Here is a 15,566-nt window from a genome sequence, read left to right on the forward strand (position 1 = left end):
ACCCTGCCTGAGTTTGTTATTTAGCAGCTCAGCTCTCCCGTTCAGCAGCACCGAACGCAATGAACGTCAGCGCGATGGTTGTCGGCAACCTGTTTGAGCGCTAGCGAGTTTTGCCGACATCGCGATGTAAGTGAATGGAGAGAGGGAACCCGAAGGGTGCAATGACGGGAGTCGATTTTACGCCTCTTTTGTCGACGCAAAAGGGGCCCGAGGTGTGGGCGCGGAAGCCCACGTCACGTGCGTACCAGAATTGCGAACGGATGATGTTCGCCAGAGCTATCAGTTTCGAATTACGAACCACTGAAGATCAAAGTCAAGATCAAGGTCGCAGGGTTTCGTCCCGGCAGTCGTCAGTTCGATTCCATAAAACTCTGGGAAAACCGCTACAACAACACCATGGACAATTGCGGGAAATAGGTAATCAAGGCGACGCAGATCAACAACAACACTAGAAACGGCCAGGTCGCCCGATAAAGCTGAGTAATAGGCCGTTCAAACCGGTAGCTGGCAATGAACAGGTTCATCCCCACCGGTGGCGTGAGATAACCAATCTGCATGTTGGCAAGAAAGATAATGCCCAGATGAACCGGATGGATGCCGTAGCCGACAGCAACCGGCAAAATCAGCGGCACAACCAGCACCAATGCCGAGAAGATGTCCAGCAAGGCACCAAGGCATAACAGGAAAAGATTGAGCAACAGCAAGAAGGTCAGCTTGCTGTTGACGGTCTGCTGAACAAACGTAAACAGTCGCTCCGGCACACCACTGTCAATCATGACGTTGGTTGATGCCAACGACAAACCGAGGATGATCAGGATCCCACCAACCAGCACCATAGAGCGATGCATGACCGTCGGCAATTTGCGAAAAGAAATTTCACGCAAGATAAAAACTTCTACAATAAACACGTAAGCCGCTGTGACAGCCGCAGCTTCGGATACAGCAAAATAACCGCTGTAGATCCCTCCCAAGACCACAAATGGCAAAGGCAACTCCCAAATCGCTTCACGGATAGCTTTGCCGACTTTCGTCCAGGAAAATTCAGACAGGGGCTGTCGAATCGCACGGTTTTTCCAGCAGCTCCACCCACCCAGCAACAGCAACATCAACAATCCGGGGAAAATACCCGCCAGAAACAACTGATCAATGGAGATACTCGGCCCAACATTGAGCTGCTGTGCGACAATGCCATAGAGAATAAGCGGCAAAGATGGCGCAAATAACAGCCCCAGGCTGCCTGAAGTGGTCACTAGGCCAAGGGAATAATTCTCTGCATAATCCGCCTGTCGTAACGCGGGATAGAGCAACGCCCCCAAAGCGATAATGGTAACACCTGATGCACCGGTAAAAGCCGTAAAGAACGCGCAGACAGCGAGCGACACCAGCGCCAGGCCGCCCGGCATCCAGCCGATCAAAGCCTGGGTCAAATTGACGAGACGGTTTGGGGCCTGACTCTCGCTGAGGAGGTAGCCGGCAAAGGTAAATAACGGAATGGCCAGCAAAACCGGCATTTCGGCAATGCGGTAAAACTCTATGGCAACAACGGCCAGATCGACATCCGCCTGATAGAAGCCCCACAGAGCACCGGTAGCAATAACAGCAAACAACGGCATGCCCAGCAGAGCAAGGAGTCCAAGAACAAGAATGGTAACGATCATACCGCCTCTGACGTTTCTTGTTGTTGCGGTGGCGGATAAATCGCCAGAGCGAGATAACGCCAGCAGATCAACGCGAAACCAATCGGAATCACACACTGGAACCACCAGGAGGGATAACCGCCCAGCAACACACTCCCGTACTCGGCTTCGATACGAACAAACTGATAGCTGTGCCAAGCCAAAACACCGCAAACCACTGCTGTGGCCACAAAGACCACGCGCCGTAGCGGCCCCTGCAATGCCGACGGGACAAAACGCACCAGCACATCCATACGGATATGCTGATCCGTGCGACTGGCGACCAGGGCGCCAATCACCGTCAGCCACAATACCAGAATACGCAGCAATTCATCGGTCCAGACAAAACCACTGTCAAATAAATTGCGTTGAACAATCTGCCCCACCGCCAGGATCACCATCACAGCAAGCAAAACGGCCAGCAGGGTATCTTCAATCCCACGCAACATCCGGGACAAAGCATGCACAGCACGTTTCATAATCAACTATTCACTGACCACGGCATGTTGTTGACGAAACACACTCAAATGCTGTTGCGCCTGCTGATAGAGGTCATCGGGGAAATTGCCGCGTGCGGCAACTGCATCAATGACCTTGGTGGCAACGGTGTTCCAGCGTTCATATTCGCCATCAGCCGGCTTTATCAACTGTAACCCTTGCCCAAGTAAGGTTTGCAACGCCTGCTGATTGTCAACATCGGTCTGCTGATCAATGTCCTGATAAATCGCTTCAAGTATCTCATGCACAACCTTTTGGTCTCCTGCAGTAAGTCGGGAGAAGCGCCGTTTATCCACAACCAAAGCACCGGAAATATAGACCAGCGGCATATCGGTGATGTAGCCGACCCGGGTATACCATTGAAACGCCAACGCGCCCAGCGGTGAGGTCGCCACCACATCAACAAGCCCGGTTTGCAACCCGGTCAACACATCGGAAAGCGGTAACGTCACCGGGGCCACACCGAGTCCCTCCATCACCTCATAGCTAACCGTATCACCCTCCGGGACCCAGACTTTTTTCCCTTTGAGATCTTCGACACTGGCCACCGGCTTCTGAGTCATGAGTTTAGCAAAGCCACCCGAGGCGAAACCAAAGCAAACCAACCCGGCTTTATCGAGTCGTTCAATTAACTGAGCGTCCATTTGATGACGGATATAATTCATCTCCGCTGTTGAGCGGGTCAACAGGGGCAGACCGTAGAGCATCATATCAGGAACAATTTTACTCAAACCACCACCGGTAAACGCTCCGCCATGCAGCTGACCGACCCGCATTTTGCGAAAAACACTTTTCTCGTTGCCCATGACGCCGCCACCGTAAAACTTCAAGACAACGCGCCCTTCGGTGCGCTGCTTGATTTCAACCGCACCGGCACGCATTTTCTGCATCCACGAAGAGCCTTCAGGCGCAACCGTAGCGATTTTCAACGTTGTTGCGGCCCAACCACTATGAGCCATGAGAAGCGCGCCAACAACCAGACTGATCAAACGGATTTTAGATCGCATTCCATTCCTCCGGAGCAACGAGATCATCGTCGTTCCACATTGGTTCTAAAAATAATCACCGGCACTTTGCAACAGCTGCGCCGCCTGTTGCTGCGCCAGGACATTCATTAACGTCATATCGGAAGCATGCACATCAGCCTGACGAACTTCAAACAACAGCCGATCATGCAACTCACGGTCATAAATCAATCGTGCGTAGTATTGCGCATACGCCACTTTAACGGACAAGTCCCGGCCTTCTGTTACCAGCAGAGCTTGTTCAAAGCATTGACGAGCGCGATCGGGATTTCCTCCCATGGCCGGTGGCCGCAGACTATACAGAATACCACTGTACATCCACAGTTTACCGTTTTCATACATCGGGTCGAGCTCAATCATCCGCTCGAGGAGCCGCTCCATCTTGGGCAATGCGGCAACAACGCCCCAATCATCAGAATGGTTCTGCGCCCAGACCAGCCAGCCCAGAGCCAGACTGTACATGGCCGGCAGTTCATCTTCGTCAAATTCGCTCAGAGTCGACTCAAACGCGGCAAAAGGAAAGTTGGTCAGACCACAACCGTCACTGTTTTCTGAACACAACGCCCTCTGGCCATAATCAAAGGCTCGCTCTGACAACACTTTGGCCCGGTGCGATTCATTGACAAATGTCGCAGCATAAAGACTGTACATGGAAGCACCGGCCCGCAGCCAATCTTCATCCTCGGGATCACCCTCTATAAGACTGTCCACCATCAACAGATAGCTTGGCAACGCCTGACTGATCATGACAGGATCATCATGATTCAACACCGCCTGATTGAGGTTGGTCCCCAGGTTACTCAGGCCGCAACCGTGCAGAAACACCACCACGCCAAGCTGCAAAAAAATGAAAACAAACCGCATACGGTTTTTCATTGTTAGGTCATCCTCCACGTGACAGGTTTGTTCGTCACCTGTGAGCCTTTGAAAATTTACTAACAATAGCAGACAGACTGAAAGAACTTAATCCTATTTGTGTTAGAAGAGTGCTAAAAAAAACGCCGCAGAGAATTCGACGTTTGACGCGATCAGGGCAGGACTTTTTTCCAGGGACTGATGGTCACGTCAGAAAATAATCCGGCCTTGGCATAAGGATCGTTGGCGGCAAAAGCTTCGGCACCAGCCTTGTCCTCGCATTCGAGGATGACCACAGAGCCATTCATCTCACCGGCATCATCCAGGGTTGGTCCGGCAACAAAAAGGCGCTCACCAAAGCTTTTGAGGTACTCGACATGGGTTGGCCGGTTAGCCATACGGACTTCAAGATGATCTTCTTTATCAATACAACGAATCACATACAACATGATTTCCCCCTTTAATGGTTATATCGCATCATTCGGTTAAAACAGTGGTAACAATAGGTAAAAATAGCGCACGGTGCAAGGTTCTTGTTTGACAACCGTTCCAACCATGGCTGAAAAAGTTACCTCTTTACTGCCGATCAACTTTGGTCAAACGGTTCTCAAAATCGTCAAAACATGATACCACTATGGGCGCATTGATCCGTCCATCAACCAGGGGAGCCTTTTTTATCATGACGTTTGAACATATCGGTCTGCAAGTCCCGCGAATTCTGTTACCCAAACGTGGCACTGACATGCGTTACTGGTCGGTGATTGCCTGCGATCAATACACCTCGGACCGCTCCTACTGGCAACGCCTTGAGCAACAAACAGCTGGGAAACTCTCGACCCTAAACCTGATCTTTCCCGAAGTAAATCTGGAAGACGACGATGCGCCACAGCGCATCGAAAAGATCAATCACACCATGGAAGCTTATCTGGCTGACGGTAGTCTTGAAGAACAACAGCCCGGTTTCATCCTCATTGATCGCTCGACCAGTGAGGTGCCGTCACGTAAAGGCCTGATGGTGGCACTGGATCTGGAACAGTACGATTACACGCCGGGCTCAAAAAGTCTGATCCGGACAACGGAAGGCACCATTGTTGATCGACTGCCACCGCGCATCAAAGTACGTGAGAACGCCCCCATCGAACTGCCGCACATCATGGTATTGATCGACGATCCGCAACAAACAGTCATTGAACCTTTGTTTAACGAAACTCTGGAAACAGTCTATGACTTTGAACTTCTCGAGAATGGTGGCCATATCCGTGGTCTGCGTGTTGATCAACCAGCCTTAATTGAGCAAGTGGTCACGGCTCTGACCCGGTTAAAGGATAGGGGCCGTTTCCAGGAACGTTACCAGACCACGGATGACGAGGCGATGCTCTATGCCATGGGCGACGGCAATCACTCCTTTGCTACGGCCAAAGCAATCTGGGAGCAGTTGAAACAACAGACAGATGACCCGCAAACCGTTATGAACCACCCGGCTCGCTACGCTCTGGTGGAACTGGTCAATTTGCACGATGCCGGCCTGGAATTTGAACCGATCCACCGGGTGCTGTTTGATGTCAGTGAGGAGCAGCTGCTGAACGCCATGAAAAACTGGTATCAACAGCACAACCTAGATTTTGAATTTATCGCCTGTGAAAACCTGCAACAAGCTGAGGAGTTGTCCAGAGCCGACGATACGGAGCACAGTTTCCCCTGTATTATCGGCGGATTCTTTGGACTGTGTCGTATCCGCCAGCCCCATTTAACATTGGTTGTGGGAACATTACAGGAATTTCTTGACGATTTTCTCAAGCAGACGCCGTCAGCACGGATCGATTACATCCACGGCAGCAAGAGTGTCACCGCCCTGGGATCGGTAAGTGATGCCGCCGGTTTCTATCTGCCGGCGATCAATAAACACGACCTGTTCCGCACCATCGTTCACGACGGTGCTCTGCCCCGCAAAACGTTTTCCATGGGTGAAGCTGATGAAAAACGCTTCTACCTGGAATGCCGTAAAATCAGCGTTTCATAACGGACATGAAAGCCGCAGAAAAAAACAACCTGCCCGCCAGCGCAGACCGCGAACGCTTATCAACCTGGGCCCGTTATCACACCGGGCTGTGTGACACCTGTCGCGCCACGTGCTGCACCATGCCGGTTGAAGTGAAAATTGACGATCTGATCCGTATGGAGATCCTCAGCGAATTTGATCGTCAGGAACCATTAAAAAAGCTGGCCAAGCAGCTTAAGAAACAAGGCATCATTGACCATTTCAATTTCAAGAATGGGGTGTTCACGTTAAGCCGCATGGCCAACGACGATTGTCTCTACCTCGATAGCACCAGTCGTCGCTGCACCATTTACAGTCAACGACCCGACACCTGTCGCAATCATCCTCACGTTGGCCCTCGTCCCGGATACTGCCCTTTTCAACCCCGGTGAAGCAAAAAACGCTCAACCACGCGATGCACAGCACCATCAGGTGTCAGTTCACCGGCAAACAACTTCACAGCAGTGAGGGGAATCGTCAGGTCCAGCTTCAACGGTGCGACCGTCTCATGAAATGAGTGACGATGAAAGCGCGCTACGGTGATATGGGGATGAAAAGAGCGCGACGGCTGCGGCACTTCAATACCGCACGCGGTACAAACCTCATTGACCCGCCGATACAACCGATTCAGAGCTGCAGTTGGCACGAGTCGCGCGGCCACCACATGGGGTCGGCGAGCGGGGAAAAGCTCTAATTGATCAGCAACAACACCAGAGGCTGCAAGTCTGGCAACCACTGGTGCCAGTTGTTCAGCAAGTGTGGCCAAAAGAGTCTGCGGCTGATTACCAAGAAACGCCACAGTCAGATGGTATTGACTCGGGTTTCCCCAGCGAAATGCATCGAATCGCTGCCGCCACAGCCGACACTGGCGCCACAACTCCTGCTGTTGTCGTGCTGGAATATCCACAGCAATGAAACAACGGACATCGGCATCATTGTCGACACTCATCCCTTCACCACCCGGTTACGTCCTGTTTTTTTCGCTTTGTACAACGCCTGATCCGCCCTCTTAATCACGCCATCCAGATCAGCCCCCTTGTGCCAATGCGATACGCCAATACTTACCGTAACACGCAGTGATGGTTGTCGATCTTTTGTCGCAACAACGCGACGTGGTCTTTTTTCCGGTCGTGGTTTCTGGCGCAGGACAAAAGGCGTGTCAGCAATGGATTGGCGCAACAGATCCAGCGCGTCGTTAACTCTCTCGACATCGCGACGATAAAACAATACGACAAACTCTTCACCACCATAGCGAAAGGCTTTTCCGCCATTGGACACAGCAGCCAATCGCCCAGCAACCCGCTTGAGAACCTGATCACCAACATCGTGGCCGTGGGTATCATTGACCTTTTTAAAATGATCAATATCGACAATGGCAAGGCTGTAACCGGATGAGCGCCGATTGACGAAATCGAGAAATGCCCGGCGACTCGGTAAACCAGTCAGTTCATCACGAAAAGCCAGTGTATAAGAGCGTTCAAAAACACTGACCAGCACAATCAGGATCAAAAGCCCATGCAACACGACAACAGGAACCCGAGCCTGGACATCAGAAAGTTGAGCCGTGCAAATCAACAGCAGTGCCCACAACAGCACGCTTGATTCCATGCTGGGCCGCCACACCACTCTGAGTAGCAGGGCCAACGCGACCAGTGTAACGATGATTTCGTACAGAGAGAGATTAAGGGAAAAAGGAACAAAGGGAGTAGAAAAGGACCAGTGTAACGCGACCAGCCGTTGGTACTCTTCAGCCAGGGTGGTCGCCAAAACAAACAGCACGACAGGCTGCATCACGATCAAGCCAAGACGATACAACATTGCCAGGGAAACAACCGGCCGTTCTCCGACCACTGACAAAAGCAACAGATTGACCGGCAGAAGCAGTTGCCACGCCGGAAATAAATCAATAAACCCGCTCAGAACACATTCATGGACAACAAGCAGCACACACAGCAACACCAGCCGTGAGCAGGAGAAACGCCAACTCACCAACAATGCCGCAACTATCAATAAGGCTGCAATGGTCGGCAACAGGGTTGTCAGAACATGTGATTGTGGAGCCCACAGCCAGCCCCCCAGAACAGGCAAAGCAACCAGTATCCCGGGAAACATCAGTGACAGCAGAGCGGATTTGCACCTCACCGAAACTCAGCTCCTGTACAGAAATAAAAAAGGAGGAACACGCGTGAATGATGGCTCAAACATAGCGTCGTTCCTCCTTAGTGTCAAACCGATGTTAGCCTACTCTTCAGCACGAAGCCATTTGCGCCTCACAGTTATCGGGAATCATCCTCACCGGGATGTTAAGTTCTTCCATCAGGCCCACCAGCCCCTGACTGATCGCAGGCTCGGCATAGATGGAACGACGCGGTGACAGACCGTTCTGCAATTTATACAGATAGAGGGAGTATGCCGCAACTTGAGTCACATGACGCATCCGTTGACACAGGCGTTCACACTCCTGCATCACATCCAGTGTCATGATCCGCCACTGACGATTCTGTGCTTCCTGATAACTCTTGCGGGTAACGGTTTCATAGTTGACCAGCCGTGTTAATGTGGTATTGCTGATTTCGATGATCATGATTTCTCTCCCCATTGCAACAGAATACACATCACGGCACCAGCGGTTTTTACGATGCCGTATACAACACCATAAAGACAACATATCTCATTTTCTACCAGCTATCAATATTTACTCAGAAAATCATCCGTGTTATGAGAGGGGGAGAATGGTTCCAAGCAGGATTGCCTTAAAGAGTATTTGATCAAATAGAGGCGCTTGATACACTTCACTGAGAATACATGTTGAACTTTGATCTGAAAGGACTCACCCATGGAGATCTTTGAAAGTATCGCGGCACGTCGTGCCGTCAAACATTTTGACCCACAACATTCGATGTCCGAGGAGGAGAAACAACGCCTGCTCTCGGCAGCCGTACTCTCGCCAACAGCGTTCAATATTCAGAATTGGCGATTTATCGTCGTCGAAGATCCAGCCTTGCGTCAGAAGATCCGCGAGGCGGCCTGGGGACAAGCCCAGGTGACGGATGCCTCACTGTTGGTTATTCTGTGTGCTGACCTCAAAGCCTGGGAAAAAGAACCACAGCGCTATTGGCGCGATGCCACCAAAGAGGCCCAAGAGTTTATCCTTCCGGCCATCGACAACTACTACCGCGGCAAAGAGAGTGTCCAACGCGATGAAGCCATGCGTTCGTGTGGCCTCGCCGCCCAGACATTGATGCTGGCTGCTCAGGGATTGGGGTACGACTCGTGTCCAATGGACGGATTTGATTTTGATGCGGTCGGCAAACTGATCAACCTGCCCGACGATCATGTCATCACCATGTTTGTCGCTATTGGCAAGCAAACTCAGCCACCGTGGCCGCGCCCGGGGCAACTGGCACTTGACGAGGTGGTGATCAAAAACCACTTCTAACCATTGCCAACGCGGCACAACGAAAGAGGCCCTGCAGAAAATTCTGCAGGGCCTTGTCTCTGTATCAACAACGCAAAAAAGCTTACTCTGCGACCAACTGATTCAGCACATAGCGCAGAATACCGCCACTGCGATAGGCTTTAAGCTCCTCTTCGGTATCCAGGCGGCACAACAGCTCCGCTTGCCCCTGGCGGCCATCATCATAGACGATCTCCATGGTCAGGCTGCATTTGGCACTGAGCTGTTCGCCCAAACCACGGATGGTGATCTTCTCCTTACCAGTCAATCCTAGAGATTCACGGTTTTGCCCAGCGGCAAACTGCAAAGGCAGCACCCCCATTCCAAGAAGATTGGAACGATGAATTCGCTCAAAGCTCTCGGCAATCACCGCCCTCACCCCTTGCAGCAAGGTGCCTTTAGCCGCCCAGTCACGACTGGACCCGGTGCCATACTCTTTACCGGCCACCACGACCAACGGGATTCCCTTCTGTTGGTAATCCATCGCAGCAGTAAAAATGGGTTTAATTTCATCATCAAGAAGATCGCGGGTATATCCACCAACAACATCCGGCACCATTTCATTACGAATGCGAATATTGGCAAAGGTCCCGCGCATCATCACTTCATGATTGCCACGCCGTGAACCATAGGAGTTGAAATCTTCAGGTTCAACGCCGTGGGAACGCAGATAATCGGCGGCAGGGCTGTTGGCAGCAATTGCTCCGGCCGGTGAGATATGGTCTGTAGTAATGGAGTTGCCTAATTTGGCCAGGATCGATGCCGATTCAATATCGTCCTGATTATTGGGTAAAGTGAAAAAGGTCGGCAATCGGATGTAGGTTGAATCCTCATCCCAGGGATAAAGCTGACTATCTGCAACATCCATGTTTTGCCACTGTTCATCGCCACTAAACACATCGGCATATTGGGTTTGGAACATATCACCACTGACCAAAGAAACGGCTGCGGCAACTTCCGTCGTTGAGGGCCAGATATCTTTGAGATAAACCGGATTACCGGAAACATCTTCACCAAGCGGCTCTCGGGATAGATCAATACGCATGGTTCCAGCCAGGGCATAAGCGACAACAAGTGGCGGTGAAGCCAACCAGTTGGATTTTGTCAACGGGTGGATCCGTCCTTCAAAGTTGCGGTTTCCAGACAACACGGAGCACACGTTGAGATCCCCTTGTTCAATGGCAGCGCCGATCAGCTCCGGCAATGGCCCGGAATTGCCGATACAGGTGGTACAACCATAACCAACAAGATTGAACCCTAAAGCATCGAGATGCGTTTGCACACCTGATTTGTTCAAATAGTCGCTGACCACCTTGGACCCGGGAGCCAGTGATGTCTTCACCCATGGTTTGGTTTTCAACCCCAGCTCGTTGGCCTTCTTAGCCAACAATCCGGCACACAGCATCACCGCCGGATTGGAGGTATTGGTACAGGATGTGATGGCGGCAATCACGACATCACCATGCGTCAAGGAATACTCTGCCCCGGCAACATCAGCACGAGCATCTTGATCAACATCAGGTTGATCGGCAACCATTACTTCCCCAAACACCCGTCCCACGTCAACCATGGCAACCCGATCTTGAGGGCGTTTCGGACCAGCCAGACTGGATTGTACCGTGGCCAGATCGAGATCAAGCACATCAGTAAACTCAGGATCGGCAACCGAGGAATCCCGCCATAGCCCCTGTGCCTTGCAATAGGCTTCAACAACCGCCACCTGCTGCTCAGATCGACCACTGAGTTTCAGATAATTCAGGGTTAATTGATCCACCGGAAAGAAGCCACAAGTCGCGCCATATTCCGGTGCCATATTGGCGATGGTCGCACGATCAGCCAGTGGCAGTACATCAAGCCCCTCACCAAAGAATTCTACAAACTTTCCAACCACACCTTTTTGGCGCAACATCTGAGTGACGGTCAGGACAAGGTCAGTGGCTGTTATGCCCTCACCGAGGCTTCCGTGAAGGTGAAAACCGATCACATCGGGAATCAACATAGAGATCGGCTGCCCCAGCATCGCCGCTTCCGCTTCAATACCACCAACGCCCCAGCCGAGCACGGCAAGACCATTAATCATGGTGGTGTGACTATCGGTTCCCACCAGGGTATCCGGAGATAACATGGTAGAACCATCGGCCTGTTGGTTATGAACAACACTGGCCAGATATTCGAGGTTGACCTGATGACAGATGCCGGTCCCCGGAGGAACTACCCGGAAATTTTCAAAGGCCTGCTGCCCCCAGTGCAGAAACCGGTAACGTTCGCGATTGCGCTCCATCTCAATGGCCACGTTATCGGCAAAGGCCTGATCATCGCCAAAGCGTTCGACGGTAACGGAATGGTCGATAACCAGATCCACAGGAATCTGAGGATTAACCACTGAAGGGTCTGCACCATGTGATGCCACCGCATCGCGCATCGCCGCCAGATCGACAATAGCCGGCACTCCGGTAAAATCCTGCATGAGCACTCGTGTCGGTCGCCAGGCGATCTCCATCCGCTCTGACTGGGGTTTCCATTCAGCCAGGGCCATAATATCGGCTTGCGGCTCGGAAAAACGTAACAGGTTTTCCAAAAGAATTTTGATCGTTTTCGGTAAACGATCCAGATTGGCGGATAAAGATGATGCGGCATGAGGAAGACTGTAGTACTGGTAATCCTGACCCGAAACGGTGAGGGTATGGGGTGCAACCTGTAGCGACATAACGCCTCCATAAAAATAGAAGAACTGGGTGAATTTCGACGACGGAAATAATACGTTACACTGAAGCTGGCTGGAGTCTGTGTTGACAACACCATAATTCCGATGAGACAAACAGGGATATAGCGTCAACATTATCATTGTCTTATGTTAAGTCAAGAACAGGAATCATTCCCAGAGGATCATATGAATTATCATCAGTTGAAAAACGCCTTGGAACTGTTTGCCATTCAGGACCGCGCCAGCCTCAAAGAGATCAAATTGCGGCATAAAGCTCTGGTTAAAAAACATCATCCTGATGCCGGAGGTGACGATTCAGAAGCGATTCGCAACATCAACGAAGCCTATCAGTGTCTGATGGATTACTGTTCAACGTACCGTTTCTCATTTAGTCATGAAGAATTTATGGTGCAAAACCCGGAAGAACGCTTGCGTGAGCAATTTTCCTATGATCCGGTCTGGGGAGGTCGTGATCCGGACAAAAAACATCTTTAGCAGGACACGAGCTGTCACTTTGGAAAGAAAAACTGCCAAATATCTTGAACGATTAATTGTTCAGATCATTCTGAAGTCTTAGCTTGCAGGTAAGCTCAGGAAGCGTAACGAAACCAACGGACAAGTAGCCAGAATCAACGAATGGCATTAACTGCTAAGGGCAATCACGTGATGTTAAAAACCCGTTTTTCAGTTGCCCATCCATAAACTCGACAGACTGTTTTTCATCAGCTTGTTAGGTATGTCTGGAACAGGGGGGGATCTCACTGGCCGGTACAGGAGGGCTGAAATGATAGCCCTGCCCCATATCGCAGCCGATCTCTTTGACCGACTGAAGAATTTCTGCGCTGTCGATAAATTCCGCCACAACTTTCATATCAGAGCGATGGGCAAACTGGACAATTGAAGAGATCAACTCACGGGTTCTTTCATCCTGATTGATCGCCTGAACCAGCGAGCCGTCAATTTTGATCACATCGGCACTCACCTGCGTGAGATAACTGAAGTTGGAATAACCGCTGCCAAAATCATCTATAGAGATCTGACACCCCAATTCTTTCAGATAACGGATGGTCTCCAGAGCCTGATCATAGTTCTGGATATTCTCTGTTTCCACCACTTCCAGCACCAAGCGGTCAATCACATCATAACGCAATGCCGTATCCACGATGAGCTGAACCGTTTCCTTACGCAGCAGATCATCCACCGTGAAATTGATGGAAAAATGACAGACTTTGTCCTTAAAAAAGGCACATGCCTGTTCAATCATGGCATGGGTCATATAAGCGTAAAACTGAGTCTGCTTGAGTACAGGCAAGAAAAGTCCAGGCGGCACTGGAGTGCCGTCCTTATCGAGAAGACGCATCAGAGTTTCGAATTTACAGATCTGACCAGTGCTCAAATCAATGATCGGCTGATAGTAGGCCACGAGTCGCCCTTCGGTCATCGCCTGCTGAACCGTATCAATCCAATACATTTTCTGCTTGTATTCATCACTGTCGGCCAAATCCTGATTGTAGATCATCAAGCGTAGGTTCTGGCGTTTGGCTTCTTTAAGTGCACTGTCAGCACACGTCAGCAGGTTCTCCTGACGACAGGCAATTCCAACCGTCAGGGTAATGGGAATCTCCGTATTCATGGTATCTTCGAGACAGAATTTCTTTTGAGAAAACTGATCGAGAAACGCGTCCATGGTGGAAGAAAAATTTTCAACCCGCGGAGAAAGGACCGCAAAAATATCTGCATTAAGCCGATACAAAGTGGTCTTGGTGCCACCATAAAACAAGGACAAAGACTCGCCAATATACTTGAGAATCATATCTCCGGTTTCAGTGCCATAAAGTTTATTGACCCCATGAAAACTCACCATATCTATCAGAGCCAGACATTGATCCGCCGGCCCCCGTTCAATATCACGCAACAACTTAAAGCGACTTCCCAGTGCCGTCACGGTGTCAGTGGAGAACGCCAGTTGCAACTGTTCACGTTTTTCCAGCAATTCAGTAATGTCATAACGCGCAGCGATGTATTCGAGGATATTTCCGTTATCATCGGTAATCGGCATGATCACCTGTTGGGTATAAAACGGCTTGTTATTTTTACCAAGATTTTTAGATGACCCGCGCCACACCATCCCAGCTTGAATGGTATCCCACAGCTCCTTAAATACCTTTTTGGGTGTACTGGGATGACGAAACAAATTATGAGGCTTGCCAAGCATCTCATCCGCTGTATAACCGGTGACACGTTGGAAGGATTCGTTGGTATAGGTGATGTGACCGGTTAAATCCCCCTTGGACACCATGCACGATAAATCCAACAACTTCTTATATTGTTCCAGCTCATGCATATGGGCCTGACGATTGCGGTCAAGCCGGTGAATATGACGATTGACATAAAGAGCGACACTCAGACCGAACAACAGGTTGAGTATCAACAACAACAGCCCGCGGTTGATTTTATCTCGTGAAGCCTGATTAGCTTGAGCAATGCTTTTTTCAAGTTCCAGTTTATGTTCGTTCAAATAAAAACCGGCACCAATGGTCCAGTTCCAAGGCGGGTAAAATATAAGATAAGACAGCTTTTCCTCAGTGCAGTTATCCCGATTCGGATTGATGTAATCGTAACGATAAAATGACTGGCCACTGTGACGGGAGATATTTTTCAACTGACGGAAAAGTGTTTTATTGTCATTGACATCGGCCAAAGGTGAAAGATCTTCATGGTAGGCAGGGTGATGGGACGCATTAAGAAGCAGTTGATCCTGTGGACCGACAATAAAATAGTACCCGTAATCATCATGTCCAAATCGTTCCACAGAGAGTAACTCGACAACATCACGCTGAACACGTTTCGTCGCATCTTCAAGATCCATCGTGACGACAAAGACACAGTCCAGTCGTTTCAGACAGGTTACACCACTGAGGAAGCGATGATTCCGGCCATCGGACAAAACGAGAGTGGATTCATGCCAAGTGATTTTATCCGGTTGTGAAAAACTGGCCTGGATGACAGGTTGCAAAACCTGATGTAACAGCTCCCCTTTGCCCTCTTCTCCAGAAGTATGCGGATACTCGGATGGGCAATCATCGTAAACAATTTGATCAGCCCGATTGACCAGGAGGTAGCCCCCCGCACCGTGCACCCAACTGGCTTCAAAAAGGGAACTGACCAGAGAATGCTGCTTTTCAAGACGAGAGACATTCAGGCGTTCCAATGACGCCTCAAGACGTTGAACCGTGGCTAGCTTTTCTTCCAGTTCCAGACGAACATGCTCCATCTGCAGCTGTCTGCGCGAGCGAATAGTATCGATCTCGCC

At 50.5% G+C, this 15,566-nt stretch carries 14 protein-coding genes; 4 read left to right on the forward strand and 10 right to left on the reverse strand.

Annotated elements, in window-relative coordinates; all coding sequences use genetic code 11:
* Positions 1-383: 383 nt before the first annotated feature.
* The 5 genes from DACE_RS05665 to DACE_RS05685 form a co-directional block, all read right to left on the reverse strand.
* The gene (locus tag DACE_RS05665; protein ID WP_005999149.1) at positions 384-1,658 is read right to left on the reverse strand and encodes a TRAP transporter large permease; all 1,275 of its coding nucleotides are present in this window, start codon (positions 1,656-1,658) and stop codon (positions 384-386) included.
* The gene (locus DACE_RS05670) at positions 1,655-2,155 is read right to left on the reverse strand and encodes a TRAP transporter small permease (protein ID WP_005999150.1); all 501 of its coding nucleotides are present in this window, start codon (positions 2,153-2,155) and stop codon (positions 1,655-1,657) included. The genes DACE_RS05665 and DACE_RS05670 overlap by 4 nt, the downstream gene beginning before the upstream one ends.
* A gap of 6 nt (positions 2,156-2,161) precedes the next feature.
* The gene (locus DACE_RS05675) at positions 2,162-3,181 is read right to left on the reverse strand and encodes a TRAP transporter substrate-binding protein (protein ID WP_005999152.1); all 1,020 of its coding nucleotides are present in this window, start codon (positions 3,179-3,181) and stop codon (positions 2,162-2,164) included.
* A 45-nt stretch (positions 3,182-3,226) separates the two neighbouring features.
* Positions 3,227-4,075 (reverse strand): TRAP transporter TatT component family protein, encoded by an 849-nt coding sequence (locus DACE_RS05680; protein WP_005999153.1) that lies wholly within the window; start codon positions 4,073-4,075, stop codon positions 3,227-3,229.
* A 152-nt stretch (positions 4,076-4,227) separates the two neighbouring features.
* Complete coding sequence (locus tag DACE_RS05685) at positions 4,228-4,503, reverse strand: YciI family protein (RefSeq protein ID WP_005999155.1); 276 nt, start codon at positions 4,501-4,503, stop codon at positions 4,228-4,230.
* A gap of 230 nt (positions 4,504-4,733) precedes the next feature.
* Here DACE_RS05685 and DACE_RS05690 point away from each other — a divergent pair, with 230 nt between their 5' ends.
* A complete protein-coding gene (locus DACE_RS05690; RefSeq protein ID WP_005999157.1) occupies positions 4,734-6,074 on the forward strand; it encodes a DUF1015 domain-containing protein in 1,341 nt (446 codons plus the stop codon).
* Positions 6,075-6,079: 5 nt separating this feature from the next.
* Positions 6,080-6,484 carry a YkgJ family cysteine cluster protein gene (locus DACE_RS05695; RefSeq protein ID WP_005999159.1) on the forward strand — a complete coding sequence of 135 codons (405 nt, stop codon included), beginning with the start codon at positions 6,080-6,082 and terminating at the stop codon, positions 6,482-6,484.
* Here DACE_RS05695 and thpR read toward each other — a convergent pair.
* The 3 genes from thpR to DACE_RS05710 form a co-directional block, all read right to left on the reverse strand.
* Positions 6,472-7,041 carry an RNA 2',3'-cyclic phosphodiesterase gene (gene thpR / locus DACE_RS17115; RefSeq protein ID WP_005999161.1) on the reverse strand — a complete coding sequence of 190 codons (570 nt, stop codon included), beginning with the start codon at positions 7,039-7,041 and terminating at the stop codon, positions 6,472-6,474. The two genes, DACE_RS05695 and thpR, sit on opposite strands and share 13 nt — an antisense overlap.
* Positions 7,038-8,234, reverse strand: coding sequence for a GGDEF domain-containing protein (locus tag DACE_RS05705; RefSeq protein ID WP_005999163.1), 1,197 nt, complete (start codon positions 8,232-8,234; stop codon positions 7,038-7,040). Before DACE_RS05705 ends, thpR begins: the two co-directional genes overlap by 4 nt.
* Before the next feature lie 106 nt (positions 8,235-8,340).
* The gene (locus tag DACE_RS05710; protein WP_005999165.1) at positions 8,341-8,676 is read right to left on the reverse strand and encodes a hypothetical protein; all 336 of its coding nucleotides are present in this window, start codon (positions 8,674-8,676) and stop codon (positions 8,341-8,343) included.
* A 252-nt stretch (positions 8,677-8,928) separates the two neighbouring features.
* Between DACE_RS05710 and DACE_RS05715 the strand changes: the two genes are divergently transcribed.
* Positions 8,929-9,531 (forward strand): nitroreductase family protein, encoded by a 603-nt coding sequence (locus DACE_RS05715; RefSeq protein WP_005999167.1) that lies wholly within the window; start codon positions 8,929-8,931, stop codon positions 9,529-9,531.
* A gap of 82 nt (positions 9,532-9,613) precedes the next feature.
* Here DACE_RS05715 and acnA read toward each other — a convergent pair whose 3' ends face one another.
* Positions 9,614-12,256, reverse strand: coding sequence for an aconitate hydratase AcnA (gene acnA, locus DACE_RS05720; RefSeq protein ID WP_005999169.1), 2,643 nt, complete (start codon positions 12,254-12,256; stop codon positions 9,614-9,616).
* Positions 12,257-12,439: 183 nt separating this feature from the next.
* Between acnA and DACE_RS05725 the strand changes: the two genes are divergently transcribed.
* Positions 12,440-12,748, forward strand: coding sequence for a J domain-containing protein (locus DACE_RS05725; RefSeq protein WP_005999171.1), 309 nt, complete (start codon positions 12,440-12,442; stop codon positions 12,746-12,748).
* 235 nt (positions 12,749-12,983) lie between these two features.
* On the opposite strand, the gene DACE_RS17120 is transcribed toward DACE_RS05725, so the two are convergent.
* Positions 12,984-15,566, reverse strand: a 2,583-nt coding sequence (locus DACE_RS17120) for an EAL domain-containing protein (protein WP_005999172.1), incomplete at its 5' end; no start/stop codon positions are given.

The organism is Desulfuromonas acetoxidans DSM 684 (assembly GCF_000167355.1).
In the GTDB taxonomy this organism is placed as follows: Bacteria; Desulfobacterota; Desulfuromonadia; order Desulfuromonadales; family Desulfuromonadaceae; genus Desulfuromonas; species Desulfuromonas acetoxidans.

Coding starts and splice junctions, on each gene's coding strand:
- DACE_RS05670 (WP_005999150.1), bottom strand. CDS start 2,155: ATGAAACGTGCTGTGCATGCTTTGTCCCGGATGTTGCGTGGGATTGAA.
- DACE_RS05695 (WP_005999159.1), top strand. CDS start 6,080: ATGAAAGCCGCAGAAAAAAACAACCTGCCCGCCAGCGCAGACCGCGAA.
- DACE_RS05725 (WP_005999171.1), top strand. CDS start 12,440: ATGAATTATCATCAGTTGAAAAACGCCTTGGAACTGTTTGCCATTCAG.
- DACE_RS05680 (WP_005999153.1), bottom strand. CDS start 4,075: ATGAAAAACCGTATGCGGTTTGTTTTCATTTTTTTGCAGCTTGGCGTG.
- DACE_RS05715 (WP_005999167.1), top strand. CDS start 8,929: ATGGAGATCTTTGAAAGTATCGCGGCACGTCGTGCCGTCAAACATTTT.
- DACE_RS05675 (WP_005999152.1), bottom strand. CDS start 3,181: ATGCGATCTAAAATCCGTTTGATCAGTCTGGTTGTTGGCGCGCTTCTC.
- DACE_RS05710 (WP_005999165.1), bottom strand. CDS start 8,676: ATGATCATCGAAATCAGCAATACCACATTAACACGGCTGGTCAACTAT.
- DACE_RS05685 (WP_005999155.1), bottom strand. CDS start 4,503: ATGTTGTATGTGATTCGTTGTATTGATAAAGAAGATCATCTTGAAGTC.
- acnA (WP_005999169.1), bottom strand. CDS start 12,256: ATGTCGCTACAGGTTGCACCCCATACCCTCACCGTTTCGGGTCAGGAT.
- thpR (WP_005999161.1), bottom strand. CDS start 7,041: ATGAGTGTCGACAATGATGCCGATGTCCGTTGTTTCATTGCTGTGGAT.
- DACE_RS05665 (WP_005999149.1), bottom strand. CDS start 1,658: ATGATCGTTACCATTCTTGTTCTTGGACTCCTTGCTCTGCTGGGCATG.
- DACE_RS05690 (WP_005999157.1), top strand. CDS start 4,734: ATGACGTTTGAACATATCGGTCTGCAAGTCCCGCGAATTCTGTTACCC.